Here is a 19,691-nt window from a genome sequence, read left to right as displayed (position 1 = left end):
TTCCCTCTCCGGAGCCGTTCATGAGCGAGACCGTCCTGACCAACGCCCGCCTCGTCCTGCTGGGCGAGGTGATCCTCGGAACGCTGACCCTTCGCGACGGGTCTATCGCCGCCGTCGATCCCGGGTCAACGCGCGTCGCCGGCGCGCTCGACTGCGAGGGCGACCTGGTTTTGCCGGGCCTCGTCGAGCTGCATACCGACAACCTCGAACGCCACATCCAGCCCCGCCCCGGCGTCGACTGGCCGCATGACGCCGCCATCCTCGCCCATGACCGGGAGCTGGCCTCCTGCGGGATCACGACGGTCTTCGACGCGCTGCGGGTCGGGACGCTGATGACCTCCACCGGGCTCGGCTACGGCGCCTATGCGCGCGATCTGGCCACCGAAATCATGGCGCTGCACGAGGCGGGCGCGCTGAAGATCTCGCATCACCTCCACCTGCGCGCCGAGATCTGCAGCCAGGAGCTGGTGGACGAGCTCGACAGCTTCGGCCCCGAGGATCGGGTGCGGCTGGTCAGCCTGATGGACCACACGCCCGGTCAGCGCCAGTTCGCCGATCCCGACAAACTGCGCGCCTATATCCAGGGCAGGAAGGGCCTGAATGCGGAGCAGTTCGACATCTACTGCGACGAGTTGCGCGCCATCCAGGCCGAGGTCGGAGTCCGGCACGAGGCCGCCGCCGTCGCCGCCGCGCACCGCCTTGGCGCGGCGCTGGCCAGTCACGACGACACCACCGCCGCCCAGGTCGCGGTCAGCGCAGGCCACGGGGTGCAGGTCGCGGAGTTCCCGACCACCCGCGAGGCCGCCGAAGCCTCGCGCGAGGCGGGAATCGCGGTGATGATGGGCGCGCCGAACGTGATCCGCGGCGGCTCCCATTCCGGCAACGTCGCCGCGGCGGATCTGGCGGAGGCCGGGCTTCTGGACATCCTCAGTTCGGACTACGTTCCCGCCGCGCTGCTGGTCGCGGCGTTCCGGGTGGCCGACATGACCGGCGACCTGCCGGGCGCCGTCGCCACCGTCACTGACGCGCCGGCCCGCGCCGTCGGGCTGGACGACCGCGGCCGGATCGCGCCCGGGCTGCGCGCGGACGTCATCCGGGTGCGGCGGGACGGCACGCTCGCCCAGCTGCAATCGGTCTGGTCGGAAGGCCGACGGATCGCCTGAGGGGGGTAGCGCGTTGGGGTATCTCTGCCCCGCCGACCGATGCCGCAACAGAGTGTCGCGCTGTCGTGAGGTCAATTAACTGGACGCGAAGGCATTCGTGCTAGCCTGCTGACATGATGGATTCCGACATACCCGCACCCTCCGCCGACGTGCTGCCCCGCCCCTATGACCGGGCGGAGAAGGTTAGCGACGCGCTTGTCCACCTCGCCGGTCTGGTCCTCGCCGTCGTGGCGGTGCCGGTGCTGATCACGCTCACGGCGCTCTGGCGTGGCGACGCCGCCGGCGTCCTTGGCGTGTCGGTCTACGGCGCGACGCTGATCGCGATGCTGTCGGCCTCGCTGGCCTACAACCACATTGCCAATCCGGACTGGACGGACCTGCTGCGCCGCCTCGACATGTCGGCGATCTATCTCAAGATCGCGGGCACGGTGACGCCTTTCGTGGTGCTGTCGGGCACCGGCATGGCCTTCCTGTCGGCGATGTGGACGGGCGCGGTGCTGGCCACGGCGACGGTCTTCCTGAGACGTCGGCGGTCGAGCGTCATCAGCGTCGGCATCGGGCTCGCGCTGGGCTGGGCCGTGCTGGTCGCGGGCGGCGAGGTGATCGCGACGACCAGCTGGCCGGTCTTCGGGCTGATGCTGGCGGGGGGGCTGCTCTATTCGCTGGGCACGCCGTTCCTGCTGCTGGGCGGGATGCGCTTCCACAACACGATCTGGCACGGCTTCGTGGTCGTGGCCTCGGTGGTGTTCTGCGTTGCGATCTTCTGGCACCTGGCGGCGACGAGCCTGATCTAGGGTCCGGGCGGGCCGCCTGCATGGCCCGGTGCCCGATCCAGGGTCCCACGCGGAACGGCATCGGCAGGACGCCCCCGGTCCGGCGACCGGGCGAGGTCCGGCGCGCCAGTCGCAAGTCTTCCTTACACGGCAGACCTGAAGCGCACCGCTCCTCGGGCCCATGACCGCCCCGCGACCCGGCGATGCGCGCCCCTCCGCAGTGGCGGCGGGCGGCGGATCGTGCCATCACCGCCGGGCATCGAGGGAGACCATCCATGACGTTCGGCAAGGGCCATCACCTGCATCTGATCGACGGCTCGGCGTTCATCTTCCGCGCCTTCCACGCGCTGCCGCCGCTCACGCGCAAGTCGGACGGGCTGCCCATCGGCGCCGTCTCGGGCTTCTGCAACATGCTCGACCGCTACGTCGAGGGGAACTCCGGCCCTGACGCCGCAACCCATGTCGCGGTCATCTTCGACAAGGGCAGCCATACCTTCCGCAACGACCTCTACGACCTCTACAAGGCCAACCGCTCCGAGATGCCCGAGGACCTGGCCCCGCAGATCCCGCTGACCCGCGAGGCGACCCGAGCCTTCAACATCGCCTGCGAGGAGATCGAGGGATGGGAGGCCGACGACATCATCGCCACGCTCGCCTGCCAGGCGCGGGATGCGGGCGGGCGCGTGACGATCCTGAGTTCCGACAAGGACCTGATGCAGCTGGTCGGCGGCGGGGTCGAGATGCTCGACCCGATGAAGAACATCCGCATCGACGTCGAGGGGGTCGAGGCCAAGTTTGGCGTCCCTCCCTCCCGCGTGGTCGACGTGCAGGCGCTGGCGGGCGACTCGGTCGACAATGTCCCCGGCGCGCCGGGCATCGGCATCAAGACCGCCGCCCAGCTCATCAACGAATTCGGTTCCCTGGAGGAGCTTCTGGACCGCGCCGAGGAGATCAAGCAGCCCAAGCGCCGCCAGACCCTGATCGAGCATCGCGCCCAGATCGAGCTGTCGAAGCGCCTCGTCCAGCTCGACTGCAACACGCCGCTCGACTTCACCCTCGACGACCTGGAGCTGCGCGACGCCATTCCCGATCGGCTGCTGGCCTTCCTCACCGAGATGGAGTTCCGCACCCTCACGCGCCGCATCGCCGACAGGCTCGACCGGGAGCCGCCGCCTATGCCCGAAGCCCGGGCCGCGGTGGACGCGCCCGACGCACCCGAGGACCCGCCCATCGACGCCGGGGCCTACGAGACGGTGCGCGACAAGGAGGCGCTGCGCGCCTGGATCGACCGCATCCACGCTGCCGGCACGGTCGCTGTCGATACCGAGACGACCTCGCTCGACGAGATGCGGGCCGAGCTGGTGGGCATCAGCCTCGCCACCGCGCCGGGCGTCGCCTGCTATGTCCCGCTGGCCCACCGGTCCGGCGGGGGCGACCTGTTCGATACGGACGCTCTCGCCGAGGGGCAGCTCGACAAGGCCGAGGCGCTGGCGCTTCTGAAGCCCGTGCTGGAGGACCCGGCCATCCTCAAGGTCGGGCAGAACATGAAATACGACGTCAAGATCTTCGCCGCCGAGGGGGTCGAGGTCGCGCCGATCGACGACACGATGCTGCTGAGCTACGCGCAGCACGGGGGCCTGCACGGCCACGGGATGGACCAGCTCGCCGACCGCTACCTCAACCACCAGCCCATTCCGATCAAGGAGCTGATCGGCACCGGCAAGTCCCAGGTCACCTTCGACCGCGTTGCCATCGAGAAGGCCGCGCCCTATGCCGCCGAGGATGCCGACGTCACCCTGCGCCTGCACCGGCTGTTCAAGCCGCGCCTGCACGTGGCCAAGGTGACGCAGGTCTACGAGACGCTGGAGCGTCCGATGGTCCATGTGCTCGCGCGGATGGAGCGGCACGGGGTCAAGGTCGACCGCGACGTGCTCAGCCGCATGTCCGGCGCCTTCGCCCAGAAGATGGCCGCGCTGGAGGAGGAGATCCATGCCGCCGCGGGCCAGCCCTTCAACGTCGGCTCTCCCAGCCAGTTGGGCGAGATCCTGTTCGGCGAGCTCGGCCTGCCCGGCGGCAAGAAGACCAAGGCGGGCAAGTGGTCGACCGATGCCACCGCGCTGGAGGACCTCGCGACCGAGCACACGTTGCCGCGCCTCATCCTCGACTGGCGGCAGATCTCGAAGCTGAAATCGACCTATACCGACGCGTTGCAGCAGCACATCAACCCCGAGACGGGGCGCGTGCACACCTCCTATTCCATCGCGGGGGCGAATACGGGGCGGCTGGCCTCGACCGATCCGAACCTCCAGAACATTCCCGTCCGCTCCGACGAGGGGCGCCGCATCCGCGAGGCCTTCGTCGCGCCCGAAGGGCGGGTGATCGTCTCGCTCGACTATTCCCAGATCGAGCTGCGCATCCTCGCCCATATCGCCGGGATCGACGCTCTGAAGCAGGCGTTCAAGGACGGGCAGGACATCCACGCCATCACCGCCAGCCAGATGTTCGGCGTGCCGCTCGACGCGATGACGCCGGACGTGCGCCGGCAGGCCAAGGCGATCAACTTCGGCGTGATCTACGGCATCTCGGGCTTCGGTCTCGCCCGCAACCTGCGCATCCCCCGAGCGGAGGCACAGGCCTTCATCGACACCTATTTCGAGCGCTTCCCCGGCATCCGCGCCTACATGGACGACACGGTGGAGTTCGCGAAGAAGCACGGCCGCGTCGAGACCCTGTTCGGCCGCCGCATCCACACGCCCGAGATCAACGCCAAGGGCCCCGGCGCGGGCTTCGCCCGCCGCGCCGCGATCAACGCGCCGATCCAGGGCACGGCGGCGGACGTGATCCGCCGCGCGATGATCCGCATGGACGACGCCATCGCGGGGCTCGACGCGAAGATGCTTCTGCAGGTCCATGACGAACTGCTGTTCGAGGTGGCCGAGGACGACGTCGACCCCCTGATCGCCCGCGCCCGCGAGGTGATGGAAGGGGCCAACATGCCGGTGGTTCACCTGTCGGTGCCGCTGACGGTCGATGACGGGCGGGGGGCGAACTGGGCCGAGGCGCATTGATGCACGCCCGGGCGATCCTGCGGGGCTGCCTGATCGCCTTCACGGCGGGCAGCTTCCTGCCCCTGCTTCTCATCGCGGCCGCCGTCTCGGCGCTGTCGCCCGACCGGCCGGACTGGGGCCGCATCGTGCCGGTCGTCCTCGCCATCGCGTTCGGGGTGGCGGTGGTGCTGACGGGGTTCGCGCTGCTCGCGGCCCGCTTCGCCGCGCGGCGGAGGGCGGAGGTCTGGATCGGCTCCGCCGTCCTCTTCGGTGCCGGGCTCGGGGCACTGTGCGGCGCCCTGATCGGGCCGCTGATGATCGTGCTCCTGTTCGGGGCGGTGGGTGCCGCGACCGGTCTCGGGGCCTGGCTCGGCGCCTTCGGGATGCGCCGAAGGGTAAGGTTCGGGGCCTGATCCCGGATGCTGGTCGCCTTCAACAAGCCCATGAACGTGCTCAGCCAGTTCACCGACGAGGGGCGCTGGCCCGGCCTGTCGCGCTTCGGTCTGCCGAAGGGGGTTTATGCCGCCGGACGGCTGGACCGCGACAGCGAGGGGCTGCTGCTGTTGACCGATGACGGCCGGTTGCAGGCCCGGATCGCCCAGCCGAAGGCGAAGATGCCGAAGACCTATCTCGCGCTGGTGGAGGGCACACCCGACGCCGCCGCATTGGGCGCGCTGCGGCGGGGCGTGGCGCTGAAGGACGGGCCGACGCGGCCTGCCGAGGTGGAGCAGGTCGCCGCCCCCGACTGGCTCTGGCCCCGCGATCCGCCGGTGCGGCTGCGCAAGACGGTGCCGGAGGCGTGGCTGGAGCTGACGATCACCGAAGGCCGCAACCGGCAGGTCCGGCGCATGTGTGCCCATGTCGGCCTGCCGGTGCTGCGGCTGGTGCGCACCGCCATCGGGCCGTACGCGCTGGGCGATCTGCCGCCGGGCCGGTGGCGGGAGGAAGACGCGAGAGCATAGGCGCCCCGTCCCCAGCCGCCCATCAGCCGTCGCGCGTCATCCGGGCCACCAGCCGGCGGGCGAGCGGGGCCACGATGAGGACGGCGGGGAAGGCGATGGCCCAGCTCGACAGCCAGTTGCCGAGCCAGAGCGCGAGCACCCCGTCGGAAAGGCCGACGGCCCGCACCGTCGCGATACCGGAAACCAGCAGCGACATCAGGCCGGAGAGGATGAGGCCGAACAGGATCGGCGCGTAGCGGGGCGGGATCATGCGGGGGCGGCCTCGGTCTGACGCCCCGCGCCTACCCCCGCGCCCCCGGGCCGTCCAGCCCGGCTCAAGGCTCGAACTCCGCGAGGGGCGGCGCGGGCAGGGTGCTGCGCAGCCGGGCGAAGGTGGCGCGGGCGGCAGCCAGGTCCTCGCCGGCGGGCAGCACGCGGTCCGGCAGGTCCGGCAGGCGCAGCGCGATCCGGCGCCAGGCATGGACGCAGAGCACGCGCAGCACCGCGACCAGCAACGCGTCCTGCGGCGGCGTCCCGGCCAGCGCCGCAGTGAGCGCGTCGAAGCGCCTGCGCGTCACCCGGATCAGCGCGGCTGTCTCGGGCGGTAGCAGCGCGTCGCGCATCCAGCCGGGCGGCGCCTCCAGCGGGAAGGACAGGGTCTCGCCCTCGGGCGAGGGCGCGCCCGCGACGCTGATCGCGGGGGCGACCGGATAACCCGGCCCCGTGGCCGGGCCGAGCAGGACGAAGGCGTGCGTCGCCCGCTCCGGCCCATAGATGCGCGGCCCCGCCGCCTCCGATTCGGCGAGCCCCCGGGGGCTCAGCCCGTAGAGCGAATGCCGCCCCTCGCGCCGCCGCTCCAGCCAGCCCTCCTTGTGGAGTCGGTGCAGCGCGGTGCGCATGGCTTCGGGGCGCAGCCCCATCGCCTCGCCCATGCGGGCGAGCACGGGGCTGCCGATCTCGTCGCCGGGTGCGCGGGCGAGGTCGCCGAAGATCGTCACCAGCACCGACCAGGTTCGCGGCGGGACGCCTTCGGTTAGGTGCAGGACAAGGGGATGCGGATCGGACATGGCCCCGCCTTACAATGCTGCACCTGCGAAACACAGTCAGGAATGGCGTGCCCGTGGCGCAGGGCAGGGCGCTATCGCTCCCGCGCCACCATCGTCAGCAGGTCGTATTCCGCCACCGCATCGCCTTCGCCATCCACCACGCGCACGGCCCAGCGGATCTCGCCGTAGTCCTCGGTCCGGGGCGTCTTGGCCTTCACCGTCAGATGGACCCGGATCGCCGTGCCCGGCGGGGCCGGCTTGAGGAAGCGCAGGCCGTCGAGCCCGGTGTTGGCCAGCACCGGCCCTTCCTCGGGCGAGACGAAGAGGCCCGCCGCGAAGCTCAGGATCAGGTAGCCATGGGCCACCCGGCCCGGGAAGAACGGGTTCCGCGCGGCGGCTTCGTCGTCCATGTGGGCGTAGAAGGTGTCGCCGGTGAAATCGGCGAAATGGGCGATGTCGTCGGAGGTTATGGTGCGCTCGGGCGTCACCAGCGTCTCTCCGATCTCCAGCGCGTCGAAGGCCCGGCGGAACGGGTGCTCGGGCGCCTCGCGGGTCGCGGCACCGGCGAAATGGCGGCCGCCGATGGCCTGCAGCAGGGTCGGGCTGCCCTGCACAGCGGTCCGCTGCATGTAGTGCATCACGCCGCGCACGCCGCCCAGTTCTTCCCCGCCGCCCGCGCGGCCCGGGCCGCCATGGACCATGTGCGGCATCGGCGCGCCGTGGCCTGTACTTTCGCCCATCGAGTCCCGGTCGTTGAAGTAGAGCCGCCCGTGCCAGGCCGCCATTCCGTCGACGCAGGCACACGCCACCTCCGGGTCATGGGTGATGACCGAGGCGACGAGGCTGCCTTGACCCCGGTTGGCCAGAGCGATGGCGTGGTCGATGTCGCGATAGGGCATGACCGTCGAGACCGGGCCGAAGGCCTCGGTGTCGTGCAGGCGCCGGGCCGCGTCGGGATCCGCGCAATGCATCAGGATCGGGGGCAGGAAGGCGCCGGGGCGGTCGGCGAAAGCCTCCGGGTCGCCGTGGACCCGCTCGGCCTCCCGGCCCAGAACGGCGAGCTTCTCCAGCACGTCCGCCCTCTGCGCGCGGCTCACCAGCGCGCCCATGCGTGTGGCGGGGTCGCGCGGATCGCCGACGGTGGTCTGGGCCAGCCTGCCCGAAATCGCCTCGATCACCGGCTGGACCTGCGCCTCGGGCACGATCAGGCGCCGCGTCGCGGTGCATTTCTGGCCCGCCTTGGTGGTGATCTCGCGCAGCGCCTCCTTTACGAAGAGGTCGAACTCGGGCGTGCCCGGCGCCGCGTCGGGACCGAGGATCGAGGCGTTGAGGCTGTCCTGCTCGGCCACGAAGCGCACCGCACTCGCCAGCAGGTTCGGGTTCGACCGGAGCTTCAGCGCCGTGTCCGCCGAGCCGGTGAAGCCCACCGCATCCTGCGGCCCCAGCCGGTCGAGCATGTCGCCGAGGCCCCCCGCCACGAACTGCAGCGCGCCCTCGGGCAGGATGCCGGATTCGAGGATCAGCCGGACGGCGAATTCGGTGACGTAGGAGGTCGCGGTCGCCGGCTTCACGATGGCCGGCACGCCGGCGAGGAGGGTGGGCGCCAGCTTCTCCAGCATCCCCCAGACGGGGAAGTTGAAGGCGTTGATGTGGACGGCCACGCCCTGCAGCGGGACGCAGACATGCTGGCCGAGGAAGCTGCCATTGCGGCTCAGCTGTTCGGGCGCCCCGTCGAGATAGACCCGCGCGTCCGGCATCTCGCGGCGGCCCTTCGAGGCGTAGACGAAGGTCGTCCCGATCCCGCCGTCGATGTCGAAGGCATGGTCCTTCGTCGTCGCCCCCGTCGCGTAGCTGATGTCGTAGAGCGCCTGCTTGTGCTCGGTCAGGTGCAGCGCCAGCGCCTTCAGCATCCGCGCGCGGTCGTGGAAGGTCAGGGCGCGCAGGGCCGGGCCGCCGACGGTGCGGGCGTGGTGCAGCATCGCCTCCGCGTCCAGCGCGCCGCCGCCCGCCCGGCCGATGACCTCGCCGGTCACCGCGCTCTCGATCTCGCGCGCCTCGGGGCCGGGATCGACCCAGCAGCCTTCGGCGAAGCTTGACACCTGCATCAACGACATCGGCGTTCCTCCCTTCGTCATTAATTGACCGCTCGGTCGGTTTTGTGCAAGCGTCGCGTTCGGGAGGATCGCGATGACACCAGAGGAACGCGCCGCGCGGGCCGCCGCCGCGATGTGGGCGTCGGACGAAGCGTCGAAATGGCTGGGGATGGAACTGGGCGCCGTCGGCGAGGGCCATGCGACTCTGACGCTGGCCGTCGCACCGCATCACTGCAACGGCCACGGCACCTGCCATGGCGGGGTGATCTTCGCGCTGGCCGACAGCGCCTTCGCCTTCGCCTGCAACTCCCGCAACCTGGCCACGGTGGCGCAGCACGCGCAGGTCAGCTTCACCGCGCCCGCGCGGGCTGGCGAGACGCTGACGGCGCAGGCGCGGGAGGTCCACCAAGCGGGCCGAAACGGCATCTACGACGTGCGCGTCACCGGCCCCGCGGGTACGGTGGCGGAGTTCCGCGGCATGTCGCGCCAGGTGCGCGGACAGCTCTTCGAGGAGGAGACATGAAGGACCTGACCCCGGACCCGACGACGCTGGACCCGGAAGAGACGATGCCCCGCGACCGGCTGGAGGCGCTGCAGCTGGAGCGGCTGCGCGAGACCCTGCGCCACGCCTACGAGAACGTCGCGACCTATCGCGCGAAGTTCGACGCGGCGGGGGTCGCGCCGGACGACCTGAAGACCTTGGCCGACCTCGCGAAGTTTCCCTTCACCGTGAAGGACGACCTGCGGCAGGCCTATCCCTTCGGGATGTTCGCCGTGCCGCGCAACCGGATCGCACGCATCCATGCCTCCTCGGGCACGACGGGCAAGCCGACGGTCGTCGGCTATACCGCGCAGGACCTCGACCATTGGGCCGGTCTCGTGGCGCGCTGCCTGCGCGCGGCGGGGGTGCGGGCGGGCGACATGGTGCACAACGCCTATGGCTACGGCCTCTTCACCGGCGGGCTGGGCGCGCATTGCGGCATCGAGAAGCTGGGCGCGACGGTCGTCCCGGTCTCGGGCGGCATGACGGCACGGCAGGTCCAGCTGATCGAGGATTTCCGGCCGAAGGCGATCTGCGTCACGCCCAGCTACATGCTCAACATCCTGGAGGAATATCACCGCCAGGGCCTCGACCCGGGGGCCTGCCCGCTGGAAGTCGGCATCTTCGGCGCCGAGCCCTGGACCCCCGCGATGCGGGCCGAGATCGAGGAGGCCTTCGACATGCACGCCGTCGACATCTACGGCCTGTCGGAGGTGATGGGCCCGGGCGTCGCGCAGGAATGCGTCGACACAAAAGACGGGCTGCATATCTGGGAGGATCACTTCCTGCCCGAGATCGTCGATCCCGGGACCGGCGAGGTGCTGCCGGATGGCGAGGAGGGGGAACTGGTCTTCACCACGCTGACGAAGCGCGGCATGCCGGTGATCCGTTACCGCACGCGCGACCTGACCACGCTGATGCCGGGCACGGCGCGGACGCATCGCCGGATGGCCAAGGTGACGGGCCGGTCCGACGACATGATCATCCTGCGCGGCGTCAACGTCTTCCCCACCCAGGTTGAGGAGCGGGTGCTGGCCGTGAAGGGCCTCGCCCCCTACTTCCAGATCGAACTGGTGAAGGCGGGCAACATGGACGCCATGCGCATTCATGTCGAAGGCCTGCCCGGGGCCGACGCGGCCGCCTGCGGGGTGGTGCTGTCGCGCGAGATCAAGGAACGGATCGGCGTGACCTGCGAGATCGTGCTGGCCGAGCCCGGCGGGGTGGAGCGCAGCCAGGGCAAGGCCCGCCGCGTCGTCGACAACCGGGCAAGCTAGTGGCCCGGACGCTCGCCAAGGACCACGACGCGAAGCGCTGCGCCATCCTCCGGGGCGCGGCGCGGGTCTTCGCGCGCGAGGGCTGCGCCCGCGCCTCGATGGCGCAGGTCGCGCGGGAATGCGGGGTGTCGAAGGCGAACCTCTATCACTACCACGACAGCAAGGACGCGTTGCTCTTCGCGATCCTCGACACCTATCTCGCGGCGCTCCGCGACCGGCTCTGCTGGCTGGAGCTTCCCGAGGACCCGCGCCGCGCGCTGCTCGCGCTCACGACCGAGGTGCTGCTGGCCTATGAGGGGATGGACGACGAGCACCGCATCCAGATCGAGGGCATGTCGCTGCTGCCCAAGGCCGAGGCGGAGGTGCTGAAGGGGTATCAGAGGCAGATCGTGGACCGCATGGCCGAGGTCCTGCGCCGCTCCGCGCCGGAGCTGGAGGGGCGGGCATTGCGCGCCGCGACCATGAGCGTCTTCGGCATGCTGAACTGGTTCTACATCTGGTCCCCTGGCGCCGATGCCGATGCACGCCGCGCCTATGCCGAGACCGTGACGGGGATAGCGCTGGGCGGGGTCCGACAGGCGCGGCCGAAGGCGGCGCCGCGGATTCGGGGGCTTTGAAGCCCCCATCGGAGGAGCCGGATCGCGCGCCTCGACAGGCCTCAGCGTCCGCCAGACCCGGATGCCGTTCCTGCAGGATACCGGCTGGGGCGCCCGTCAATGCCCGATATCGTACTCCACCACCACGCGGTCGGTCAGCGGGTAGGACTGGCAGCCCAGCACATAGCCGCGCTCGACCTCGTAATCCTCCAGCGCGTGGTTCTGGACCATCTCGACCTCGCCCTCGACCACGCGGCACATGCAGGTCGAGCAGACCCCGGCGCGGCAGGCATAGGGCGCGTCGATCGCGTTCTCCAGCGCGGCGTCGAGCAGGGACTGGTCGCGCTCCATCGTGATCTCGTGGGCCGCGCCGTCGATGCGGATCGTCGCGGAGGTGGGCTTCGCCGTCGCGGTCTTGCGGGCGGACTGAGGCAGGCGGCCCGGCTGGGCCGAGGCGAAGAGCTCCACATGGATGCGGTCCTTCGCGACCCCATGCGCCTCCAGCCGCTCCCGCACCGTTTGCATCAGCCCCTCGGGCCCGCAGACGAAGGCCTCGTCCACCGTGTCGACCTGCACCCATGTCTCGAACAGCGCGTCGAGCTTCCCGGCGTCGAGCCGCCCGGTGAAGAGCGGGATGTCCTGCGCGTCCTGCTTGAGGATGTGGACGACCGCCAGCCGGGTCAGGAAGCGCGACTTCAGGTCGTCGAGCTCGGTCTGGAACATGATCGTGTTCACCGCCCGGTTGGCATAGAGCAGCGTGACGCGGGACCGGGGCTCCCGGTCGAGCACGGTGCGGGCGATGGAGAGGATCGGCGTGATCCCCGACCCGGCCGCGACCAGCAGGTAATGCGTGTCGTCCCGGGGCTCCGTCTGGAACCGGCCCATGGGCGGCATCGCCTCGACCGTGTCGCCCGGGGCGAGGTCCTGCGCCCAGCTTGAGAAGGCGCCGCCCTCGACCCGCTTGATGCCGACGCGAAGCGGCTCGCCGGGGGCGGCGCAGATCGAGTAGCTGCGGCGGATCTCGGTCCCGTCGAAGTCGCGGCGCAGCGTCAGGTACTGGCCCTCGCGGAAGTCGAAGCCGGGCGCCTCATCGAAGCTGACGGCGACCGCGTCGCGGGTGAGCCGCTCGACGGCGGCGACGGTGAGGGGCTGGAACTTCATCAGTGGCACTTGAAGTAGTCGAAGGGTTCGCGGCAGGTCTCGCAGCGCCATTGCGCCTTGCAGGGAGTGGAGCCGAAGCGGCTGACCTGCGTCAGCGTGGCGGCGCCGCAATGCGGGCAGGCCTCGGGGCCCTTCGCGGCGGGGGGCGCGATGCCGTAGCGGCGCAGCTTCTCGCGCGCCGCCTCGGTCAGCCAGTCGGTCGTCCAGGGCGGGTCGAGACGCGTGGTGACGCGCGGCGTCAGCCCCGCATCGAGCAGCGCCGTCTCGACGGCCATGCCGATGACCGAGGTGGCGGGGCAGCCGGAATAGGTGGGGGTGATGGCGACATGAACGTCGGTGCCGTCCAGCGAGACCTCGCGGACGATGCCCAGGTCGGTGATCGAGACGACCGGAATCTCCGGGTCCGGGATGCGCGACAGCAGCGCCCAGATTTCGGCTTCCGTCGCGGGCGGGGGACCGGCGCGGTGCGCGGGCCGGTCGGCGAGCGAGCCGGGGACGGGCGCGGGGGCGGGGCGGGGGATCACCACGTCGCCTCCGGGTAGGCGCGTTGCAGCCATTGCATCGTGGTCAGCATGTGGCCGAGATGCTCGCTGTGCCGCGCGCCGTTCTTGCCGCCGCGATGGGCGAAGGCGCTCTCGGGGACCGTCAGGGTCGCCTGGGTGAGCGTCGCGCGCACGGCCTCCTCCCAGCCGGGCCGCAACTCGGAGGGCAGGGGCGCGATCCGGGCCTCGGCCATCTCGCGGTCCACCTCGTCGTCGGACGTCATCTCGCCCGTGTAGGGCCAGAGCCGGTCGAGCGCGTCCTGCATCCTCCGGTGGCTTTCCTCGGTGCCGTCGCCCAGGGCAACGACCAGCTCGGCGGAGCGGTCGGCGTGATAGGCGACCTCCTTCACGGCCTTGGCGGCGATGGCGGCGACGCGCGGGTCGGAAGAGGCGGTCAGCCGCTCCAGCATCCGCCTGTGCCAGACGTCGAAGAGGAAGCTGCGCATCAGCGTGCGGCCGAAATCGCCGTTGGGCTGCTCGACCAGCAGGAGGTTGCGGAAGTCCCAGGCGTCGCGGCGCATCGCAAGGTCGTCAGCAGAGCGCCCCGCGCCCTCGACCTCGGCGGCGAGGCCCAGCCACATCTGCGTCTGCCCGATCAGGTCCAGCGCGGTGTTGGCCGTGGCGATGTCCTCCTCCAGCGCGGGGGCGGTGCCGCACCATTCCGACAGGCGGTGGCCGAGGACGAGCGTGCTGTCGCCCATCCGGCAGAGGAACTCGAACAGGGCGGCGTCGCGGGTCACATCGCCCCCACGTCGTCGGGGATGTCGAAGAAGGTCGGGTGGCGGTAGGTCTTGCTGTCCGCCGGGTCGAACATCGGCCCCTTTTCGGACGGCGCCGAGGCCGTGATCTGCGCCGAGGGCACGACCCAGATCGACACGCCCTCGTGGCGGCGGGTGTAGACGTCGCGGGCATTGCGCATCGCCAGTTCCGCATCCGGCGCGTGGAGCGAGCCGACATGGCGATGGCTCATCCCGTGCTGGCCGCGGATGAACACCTCCCAGAGGGGCCATTCGCGCCGCGCCTTGCCCTCGGGCGTGCCGGTGCCGGGATAGGGGGCGGGGGCGTGGTTGCTCATTCCGCCGCCACCCGCGCCGCGCGGCGCTTCTCGGCATGGGCCATAAGCCCCTCGCGGACCCAGGCGCCGTCGTCCCAGGCCTTGTTGCGGGCCTCCAGCCGGTCGCGGTTGCAGGGACCGTTGCCCTGCAGCACGTCCATGAACTCGGACCAGTCGGGTTCGGTGAAGTCGTAATGCCCGGTCTCCTCGTTCCAGCGCAGGTCCGGGTCGGGGACGGTCAGGCCCAGGTATTCGGCCTGCGGGACGGTCTGGTCGACGAACTTCTGGCGAAGCTCGTCATTGGTGTTCATCTTTATCTTCCAGGCCATCGACTGCGCCGAGTGCTTGCTGTCCTTGTCGGACGGCCCGAACATCATCAGCGAGGGGAACCAGAAGCGGTTCAGCGCGTCCTGCGCCATGCGCTTCTGCGCGTCCGTCCCCCGGCACATCTTCATCATCACGTCGAAGCCCTGGCGCTGGTGGAAGCTTTCTTCCTTGCAGATCCGGACCATGGCGCGAGCGTAAGGACCATAGGAGGTGCGCTGAAGCGGCACCTGGTTCATGATCGCCGCGCCGTCGACCAGCCAGCCGACGGCGCCCATGTCGGCCCAGGTCAGCGTCGGGTAGTTGAAGATCGACGAATACTTCATGCGGCCGTCGAGCAGCATCTCCGTCATCTCGTCGCGGCTGACGCCCAGCGTCTCGGCCGCGCAGTAGAGATACAGCCCATGCCCCGCCTCGTCCTGCACCTTGGCGAGCAGGATCGCCTTGCGCTCCAGCGTGGGCGCGCGCGTGACCCAGTTGCCCTCGGGCAGCTGGCCCACGATCTCGGAATGGGCGTGCTGGCCGATCTGGCGGATCAGCGTCTTGCGATAGCCCTCGGGCATCCAGTCCTTGGGCTCGATCTTCTCGCCCCGGTCGATGCGGGCCTGGAAAGCGGCGAGCTTCTCGGGATCGTCCTGCGTCGCCTCGGACTTGATCATCTGCGCGTACATGTCTCAGCTCCTTTCCAGGATCATCGCGGCGCCCTGACCGACGCCCACGCACATCGTCACGAGGGCATAACGTCCGCCCCCTTCCGCCAGTTGCCGCGCCGCTGTGAGGCAGAGCCGCGCACCCGACATGCCGAGCGGGTGGCCGAGCGCGATGGCGCCGCCCTTGGCGTTCACATGCGCCGCGTCATCGGGCAGGCCGAAGGCGCGCGTCACGGCAAGGGCCTGCGCGGCGAAAGCCTCGTTCAGCTCGATCACGTCCATGTCGCCGATGGTCAGACCCGCGCGGTCCAGCGCCTTGCGGATGGCAGGGACCGGGCCGACGCCCATCACGCGCGGCGCGACGCCCGCCGAGGCGGTGCAGACCACCCGTGCCATGCGCGTCAGGCCATGCCGCTCCGCCGCCGCATCCGATGCGACGAGCAGCGCCGCCGCCCCATCGTTCACGCCCGAGGCATTGCCCGCCGTCACCGTCAGGTCCGGACCGTTCACGCCCTGGAGCTTCGCCAGCTTCGCGGCGTCGGTGCCGGGGCGGGGATGCTCGTCGGTGTCGAAGAGGATCGGGTCGCCCTTGCGCTGCGGGATCTCGACTGGCGCAATCTCTCCGGCGAAGAACCCGGCCTCCTGCGCCGCCTGCCAGCGCGCCTGCGAGCGGGCGGCGAAGGCGTCCTGGTCCTCGCGCGAGACGTCGTGGTCGGCAGCGACGTTGTCGGCCGTCTCGGGCATGGAATGGGTGCCGTGCTCGGCCTTCATCCTCGGATTGACGAAGCGCCAGCCGATGGTGGTGTCGTAGGTCTCGACCTTGCGGGAGAAGGCACTGTCGGCCTTGGCGGTGACGAAGGGCGCGCGCGTCATGCTCTCGACCCCGCCCGCGATGCAGAGGTCGTAATCGCCCGCCGCGATGCCCCGCGCGGCGTAGGCGACGGCGTCGAGCCCGCTGGCGCAGAGCCGGTTGAGCGTGATGCCCGGTACGGTCTCGGGCAGGCCGGCCAGCAGCGCGGCCATCCGCGCGACGTTGCGGTTGTCCTCGCCCGCCTGGTTGGCGGCGCCGAGGATCACCTCGTCCACGGCGGCCGGGTCCAGATCGGCATGGCGCGCCAGCAGCGCGCGGATCGGATGGGCGGCGAGGTCGTCGGCGCGCACGAAGGCCAGAGCGCCGCCGAAGCGGGCGATGGGCGTGCGAAGGCCGTCGCAGATATAGGCGTGCAAGTCATGTCTCCCGAGATGGCGGAGAGGTAGCATATCCGGCGAGGCCGCGCAACGACGCGTTACGAGATCACGCGGTGGTGGCGATTTTGTAACGAATAGGGGCGCGGAGGCGTCCGGTTCCCGCGCCCGTCACCGAAGCCGGATAGCGGCGGGCTCCCTGTATCTGCAATGGTCCGGGCCACATTCGGCCGAGGGCAGGCGGGGCCGAGCGGCTCCACCCACATGTCGGCGGGCGTCATCGGCGCGGTGGCCTTAGCGTAAGCGGTCCCGAATCGAGGGGCAGGAGGACCGGGCTATCGCCGGCCATCCGCGAGGCGTGCCCCGTCAGCCCCGGAAGGTCCTCGGGGACGGCCTCACTCCTGCTCGCGCGCCGCCTCGACCATCTCGACCAGCGTATCGGCGTCGATCAGGCCGGGGGCGAGCGCCTCGCCGATGACGAAGCTGGGCGTGCCCGAGAAGCCGAGCGACCGGGCCAGCTCGAAGGTGGTGTCGATATGAGCCTGCACTTCGGGCGACTGCATGTCGGCGCGCAGCTTGTCGAGGTCGAGCCCCAGATCGCCGGCGATCTGCATCACGATCCGCTCGTCGATGCGGCCTTGTGCGCCCATCAGCGCCTTATGGAACTCGCCATATCTCCCCTGCTCGCGCGAGGCCAAGGCCGCGCGGGCCGCGAAGTCGGACCCTTCGCCCAGGATCGGCCATTCGCGGTAGACGATCCGCACGCCCCCGTCCCGTTCCAGCAGCGCGTCGACCTGCTCGCCCGCGCGGCGGCAATAGGGGCAGTTGTAGTCGAAGAACTCGACCACGGTCACGTCGCCGTCCGGGTTGCCCAGCACCGGCGCGTTCGCGTCGCGCTCCAGCAGGTCCCGCTCCGCGTCGAGCGTGGTCCGGGCAGCGGCGGCGGCGGCCTCCTCCTCCCGCTGCTGGAGGATCGAGACGGCCTCCATCACGATCTCCGGGTTCTCGAGGATGGCCTGCAGGGCGAGCTGCTTGATCTCCTCCTCGGTGAAGCTCTGCGCCGAGGCGGGCAGGGCGAGCAGCGTCGAGAGGGCGAGGGCGGCGAGACGGGACATGGGGGCAGGCTCCGGGCTGGCTCGGGTCGGGAGACACGAGACACCGCGCGGCGCCCGGGCGCAAGGCGGCAGGGCGATCACGTCATCGTCAGCGACGCGCGGTCACACTCCCGTCATTCCCGACGCCGCCCCTTTCCCCCGGGGCCTGCGATGGCCTAGCTGCAACGCATGATCCGCACGCTTCTCCTCCTCCTGACGCTGCTGGCGCAGCCCGCGTTCGCCGCGACCTCGCCGCCGGTCGAGACGCGGACGCTGGTTGCGCGGCTGATTTCCGCCTCCGAGGGCGTGGGCGACGGGGTCTCGACCCTGCAGGCGGGGCTCGCGCTGGAGATGGCGCCGGGCTGGAAGACCTACTGGCGCTCGCCCGGGGAGGTCGGCCTGCCGCCCGAGCTCGCCTGGGAGGGCAGCGAGAACGTCGCGGGCGTGACGCTCGCCTATCCGGCGCCGACCCGCTTCACCGCCTTCGAGATCGAGAATTTCGGCTATGGCGGCGAGGTCGTCTTCCCCCTCGCCGTGACCCTGGCCGAGCCGGGCGCGCCCGCGCGGCTGGACCTGCGCGCCGACCTTCTGGTCTGCGCCGATGTCTGCATCCCCGAGACGGTGGAGCTGCGGCTCGACCTGCCCGCCGGAGGCGGCATCGACGAGGGCAACGCCGCGACCCTGGCCGACTGGGTCGCCCGCGTGCCGCTGACCGGCGACGAAGCCGGGATCGCGCTCGCCGCCGCGCATCTGGACGAGGCGGCGCTGACCATCCGCGCGACCTCCGCCACGCCCTTCGTGGCGCCCGACATCTTCCCCGAGCACGGCCAGTACGGCGCCTTCGGCAAGCCCGATATCCGGCTGGGGGAGGGCGGCCGCGTGCTCTGGGCAAGGCTGCCGGTCGTCGGGGAAGGGGAGGGGCCGCTCGACCTTACCATCGTCGACGGCGACCGGGCGGCGAGCCTTGCGGCACCGCTCTCGGACATGCCGCCGGCGGCGCCGGGGCGGGGAACCGGCCTGCTTTGGATGCTGGTGCTGGCCGGGCTCGGCGGCCTTCTCCTGAACGTCATGCCCTGCGTGCTGCCGGTTCTGTCGATCAAGCTGGCCTCGGCGCTGCAGGCCCGGGATCGCGGCCCGGCGCAGGTCCGCGCGGGCTTCCTCGCCTCGGCCGCGGGCATCCTGACCTTCTTCGCGCTGCTTGCGGCGGCGCTGATCGGGTTGCAGGCGGCGGGCGTGGCGGTGGGCTGGGGCGTCCAGTTCCAGAGCCCGGTCTTCCTGGCCCTGATGGTCCTGCTGATGACGATCTTCGCCGCCAACCTGCTTGGCTTCTTCCAGATCGGCCTGCCGGGCTTCGCGATGACCGGCATGTCGCGCCGCGCCGGGCGCGAGGGGCTGACGGGCGACTTCGCCACCGGCGCCTTCGCCGCGGTGATGGCCACGCCCTGCTCGGCCCCGTTCCTCGGGACGGCGGTGACCTATGCGCTGACGGCCGATCCCCTGCGGGCGATGGGGGTCTTCCTCGCAATGGGGCTGGGACTGGCGCTGCCGTTCCTGCTCGTCGCCGCGTGGCCGTCGCTGGTGCGGCACCTGCCGCGGCCCGGGCGCTGGATGGGCACGCTGCGCGTCGTGCTGGGCGCGATGCTCGGTCTTGCGGCGCTCTGGCTGCTGACGGTGCTGGCGGGGTCGGCCGGGGCCGCGGTGGCGGGGGCGGTGGGCGTGGCCGCCCTGCTGACCTTCGGGACGCTGGCGCTGCGGCGCCGCGCTGGGGCGGTGGCGCTGGGCGGGCTCGTGCTGTCGGCGGGACTTGCCTTGGCCGTTCCGGCCTCGGGGCCAGGCCAGGCACCGCTGACGGGACCGTGGCAGCCCTTCGCCCGCGACCGCATCGCGCAGGAGGTCGCGGCGGGCAATCTGGTCTTCGTCGACGTCACCGCCGACTGGTGCCTGACCTGCAAGGTCAACAAGCGCCTCGTGCTCGACGCCGACCCTGTCGCTGCCCAACTGCGGGGCGCCGGCCTCGTCGCCCTCAGGGCCGACTGGACCCGCGCGGACGACGCGATCACGGTATACCTGCAGGAGAACGGTCGCTTCGGCATTCCGTTCAACGCGGTCTACGGGCCGGGCGCGCCGCAGGGGATCGCGCTGCCCGAGATCCTGACTGCCGCCTCCGTGACCGAAGCGCTGGAGGCGGCGCGTTAATCGGCGCGTGC

The 19,691-nt window shown here is 71.0% G+C and carries 19 protein-coding genes; 9 read left to right on the top strand and 10 right to left on the bottom strand.

The features are described from left to right. The first annotated feature begins 20 nt into the window (after positions 1-20). The 5 genes from DR046_RS13695 (at position 21) to DR046_RS13675 (ending at position 5,945) form a co-directional block, all read left to right on the top strand. Positions 21-1,163 carry an alpha-D-ribose 1-methylphosphonate 5-triphosphate diphosphatase gene (locus DR046_RS13695; protein ID WP_115382952.1) on the top strand — a complete coding sequence of 381 codons (1,143 nt, stop codon included), beginning with the start codon at positions 21-23 and terminating at the stop codon, positions 1,161-1,163. A 116-nt stretch (positions 1,164-1,279) separates the two neighbouring features. Then, positions 1,280-1,957 carry a PAQR family membrane homeostasis protein TrhA gene (trhA, locus tag DR046_RS13690; protein ID WP_115382980.1) on the top strand — a complete coding sequence of 226 codons (678 nt, stop codon included), beginning with the start codon at positions 1,280-1,282 and terminating at the stop codon, positions 1,955-1,957. 254 nt (positions 1,958-2,211) lie between these two features. Then, positions 2,212-5,004: a DNA polymerase I gene (gene polA / locus DR046_RS13685; RefSeq protein WP_115382951.1), complete on the top strand. Its 2,793-nt coding sequence runs from the start codon at positions 2,212-2,214 to the stop codon at positions 5,002-5,004. Then, the gene (locus DR046_RS13680) at positions 5,004-5,396 is read left to right on the top strand and encodes a hypothetical protein (protein ID WP_115382950.1); all 393 of its coding nucleotides are present in this window, start codon (positions 5,004-5,006) and stop codon (positions 5,394-5,396) included. The genes polA and DR046_RS13680 overlap by 1 nt, the downstream gene beginning before the upstream one ends. Before the next feature lie 6 nt (positions 5,397-5,402). Continuing rightward, complete coding sequence (locus tag DR046_RS13675) at positions 5,403-5,945, top strand: pseudouridine synthase (RefSeq protein ID WP_115382949.1); 543 nt, start codon at positions 5,403-5,405, stop codon at positions 5,943-5,945. A 22-nt stretch (positions 5,946-5,967) separates the two neighbouring features. Here the strand turns inward: DR046_RS13675 and DR046_RS13670 are convergent, their stop codons facing one another. The 3 genes from DR046_RS13670 to paaZ all read right to left on the bottom strand — a co-directional run bounded on the left by DR046_RS13670 (position 5,968) and on the right by paaZ (position 9,084). Next, a complete protein-coding gene (locus DR046_RS13670; protein ID WP_115382948.1) occupies positions 5,968-6,195 on the bottom strand; it encodes a DUF2798 domain-containing protein in 228 nt (75 codons plus the stop codon). Between the two features lie 64 nt (positions 6,196-6,259). After that, positions 6,260-6,991: a PaaX family transcriptional regulator C-terminal domain-containing protein gene (locus DR046_RS13665; RefSeq protein ID WP_115382947.1), complete on the bottom strand. Its 732-nt coding sequence runs from the start codon at positions 6,989-6,991 to the stop codon at positions 6,260-6,262. Between the two features lie 71 nt (positions 6,992-7,062). Further along, on the bottom strand, positions 7,063-9,084 hold the full coding sequence (gene paaZ / locus DR046_RS13660) for a phenylacetic acid degradation bifunctional protein PaaZ (protein WP_115382946.1): 2,022 nt from the start codon (positions 9,082-9,084) through the stop codon (positions 7,063-7,065). Between the two features lie 73 nt (positions 9,085-9,157). Between paaZ and paaI the strand changes: the two genes are divergently transcribed. The 3 genes from paaI to DR046_RS13645 are packed head-to-tail and all read left to right on the top strand — an operon-like array spanning position 9,158 to position 11,495. Continuing rightward, a complete protein-coding gene (paaI, locus tag DR046_RS13655) occupies positions 9,158-9,586 on the top strand; it encodes a hydroxyphenylacetyl-CoA thioesterase PaaI (protein WP_115382945.1) in 429 nt (142 codons plus the stop codon). Continuing rightward, positions 9,583-10,878 (top strand): phenylacetate--CoA ligase PaaK, encoded by a 1,296-nt coding sequence (gene paaK, locus DR046_RS13650; protein ID WP_115382944.1) that lies wholly within the window; start codon positions 9,583-9,585, stop codon positions 10,876-10,878. The genes paaI and paaK overlap by 4 nt, the downstream gene beginning before the upstream one ends. After that, positions 10,878-11,495, top strand: a complete 618-nt coding sequence (locus tag DR046_RS13645) for a TetR/AcrR family transcriptional regulator (protein ID WP_115382943.1) — start codon at positions 10,878-10,880, stop codon at positions 11,493-11,495. The genes paaK and DR046_RS13645 overlap by 1 nt, the downstream gene beginning before the upstream one ends. Positions 11,496-11,591: 96 nt before the next feature. Here the strand turns inward: DR046_RS13645 and DR046_RS13640 are convergent, their stop codons facing one another. The 7 genes from DR046_RS13640 to DR046_RS13610 all read right to left on the bottom strand — a co-directional run bounded on the left by DR046_RS13640 (position 11,592) and on the right by DR046_RS13610 (position 17,505). After that, a complete protein-coding gene (locus DR046_RS13640) occupies positions 11,592-12,638 on the bottom strand; it encodes a 2Fe-2S iron-sulfur cluster-binding protein (RefSeq protein WP_115382979.1) in 1,047 nt (348 codons plus the stop codon). After that, positions 12,635-13,066 (bottom strand): 1,2-phenylacetyl-CoA epoxidase subunit PaaD, encoded by a 432-nt coding sequence (paaD, locus tag DR046_RS13635; protein WP_245190940.1) that lies wholly within the window; start codon positions 13,064-13,066, stop codon positions 12,635-12,637. Before paaD ends, DR046_RS13640 begins: the two co-directional genes overlap by 4 nt. A gap of 89 nt (positions 13,067-13,155) precedes the next feature. Beyond that, a complete protein-coding gene (paaC, locus tag DR046_RS13630) occupies positions 13,156-13,917 on the bottom strand; it encodes a 1,2-phenylacetyl-CoA epoxidase subunit PaaC (RefSeq protein WP_115382941.1) in 762 nt (253 codons plus the stop codon). Beyond that, the gene (gene paaB, locus DR046_RS13625) at positions 13,914-14,252 is read right to left on the bottom strand and encodes a 1,2-phenylacetyl-CoA epoxidase subunit PaaB (RefSeq protein ID WP_115382940.1); all 339 of its coding nucleotides are present in this window, start codon (positions 14,250-14,252) and stop codon (positions 13,914-13,916) included. Before paaB ends, paaC begins: the two co-directional genes overlap by 4 nt. After that, complete coding sequence (paaA, locus tag DR046_RS13620) at positions 14,249-15,226, bottom strand: 1,2-phenylacetyl-CoA epoxidase subunit PaaA (protein WP_115382939.1); 978 nt, start codon at positions 15,224-15,226, stop codon at positions 14,249-14,251. Before paaA ends, paaB begins: the two co-directional genes overlap by 4 nt. Before the next feature lie 3 nt (positions 15,227-15,229). Next, positions 15,230-16,432: a 3-oxoadipyl-CoA thiolase gene (pcaF, locus tag DR046_RS13615; protein WP_115382938.1), complete on the bottom strand. Its 1,203-nt coding sequence runs from the start codon at positions 16,430-16,432 to the stop codon at positions 15,230-15,232. Between the two features lie 353 nt (positions 16,433-16,785). Beyond that, on the bottom strand, positions 16,786-17,505 hold the full coding sequence (locus DR046_RS13610; RefSeq protein ID WP_115382937.1) for a DsbA family protein: 720 nt from the start codon (positions 17,503-17,505) through the stop codon (positions 16,786-16,788). A 168-nt stretch (positions 17,506-17,673) separates the two neighbouring features. Between DR046_RS13610 and DR046_RS13605 the strand changes: the two genes are divergently transcribed. After that, positions 17,674-19,680, top strand: coding sequence for a protein-disulfide reductase DsbD family protein (locus tag DR046_RS13605; RefSeq protein ID WP_115382936.1), 2,007 nt, complete (start codon positions 17,674-17,676; stop codon positions 19,678-19,680). Positions 19,681-19,691: the final 11 nt, after the last annotated feature.

Origin of the sequence: Jannaschia formosa, assembly GCF_003340555.1 — a bacterium.
Taxonomy (GTDB): domain Bacteria; phylum Pseudomonadota; class Alphaproteobacteria; order Rhodobacterales; family Rhodobacteraceae; genus Jannaschia; species Jannaschia formosa.
Note: the sequence above shows the minus strand (reverse complement) of the source record. Positions and strands in the feature narration are given on the sequence as shown.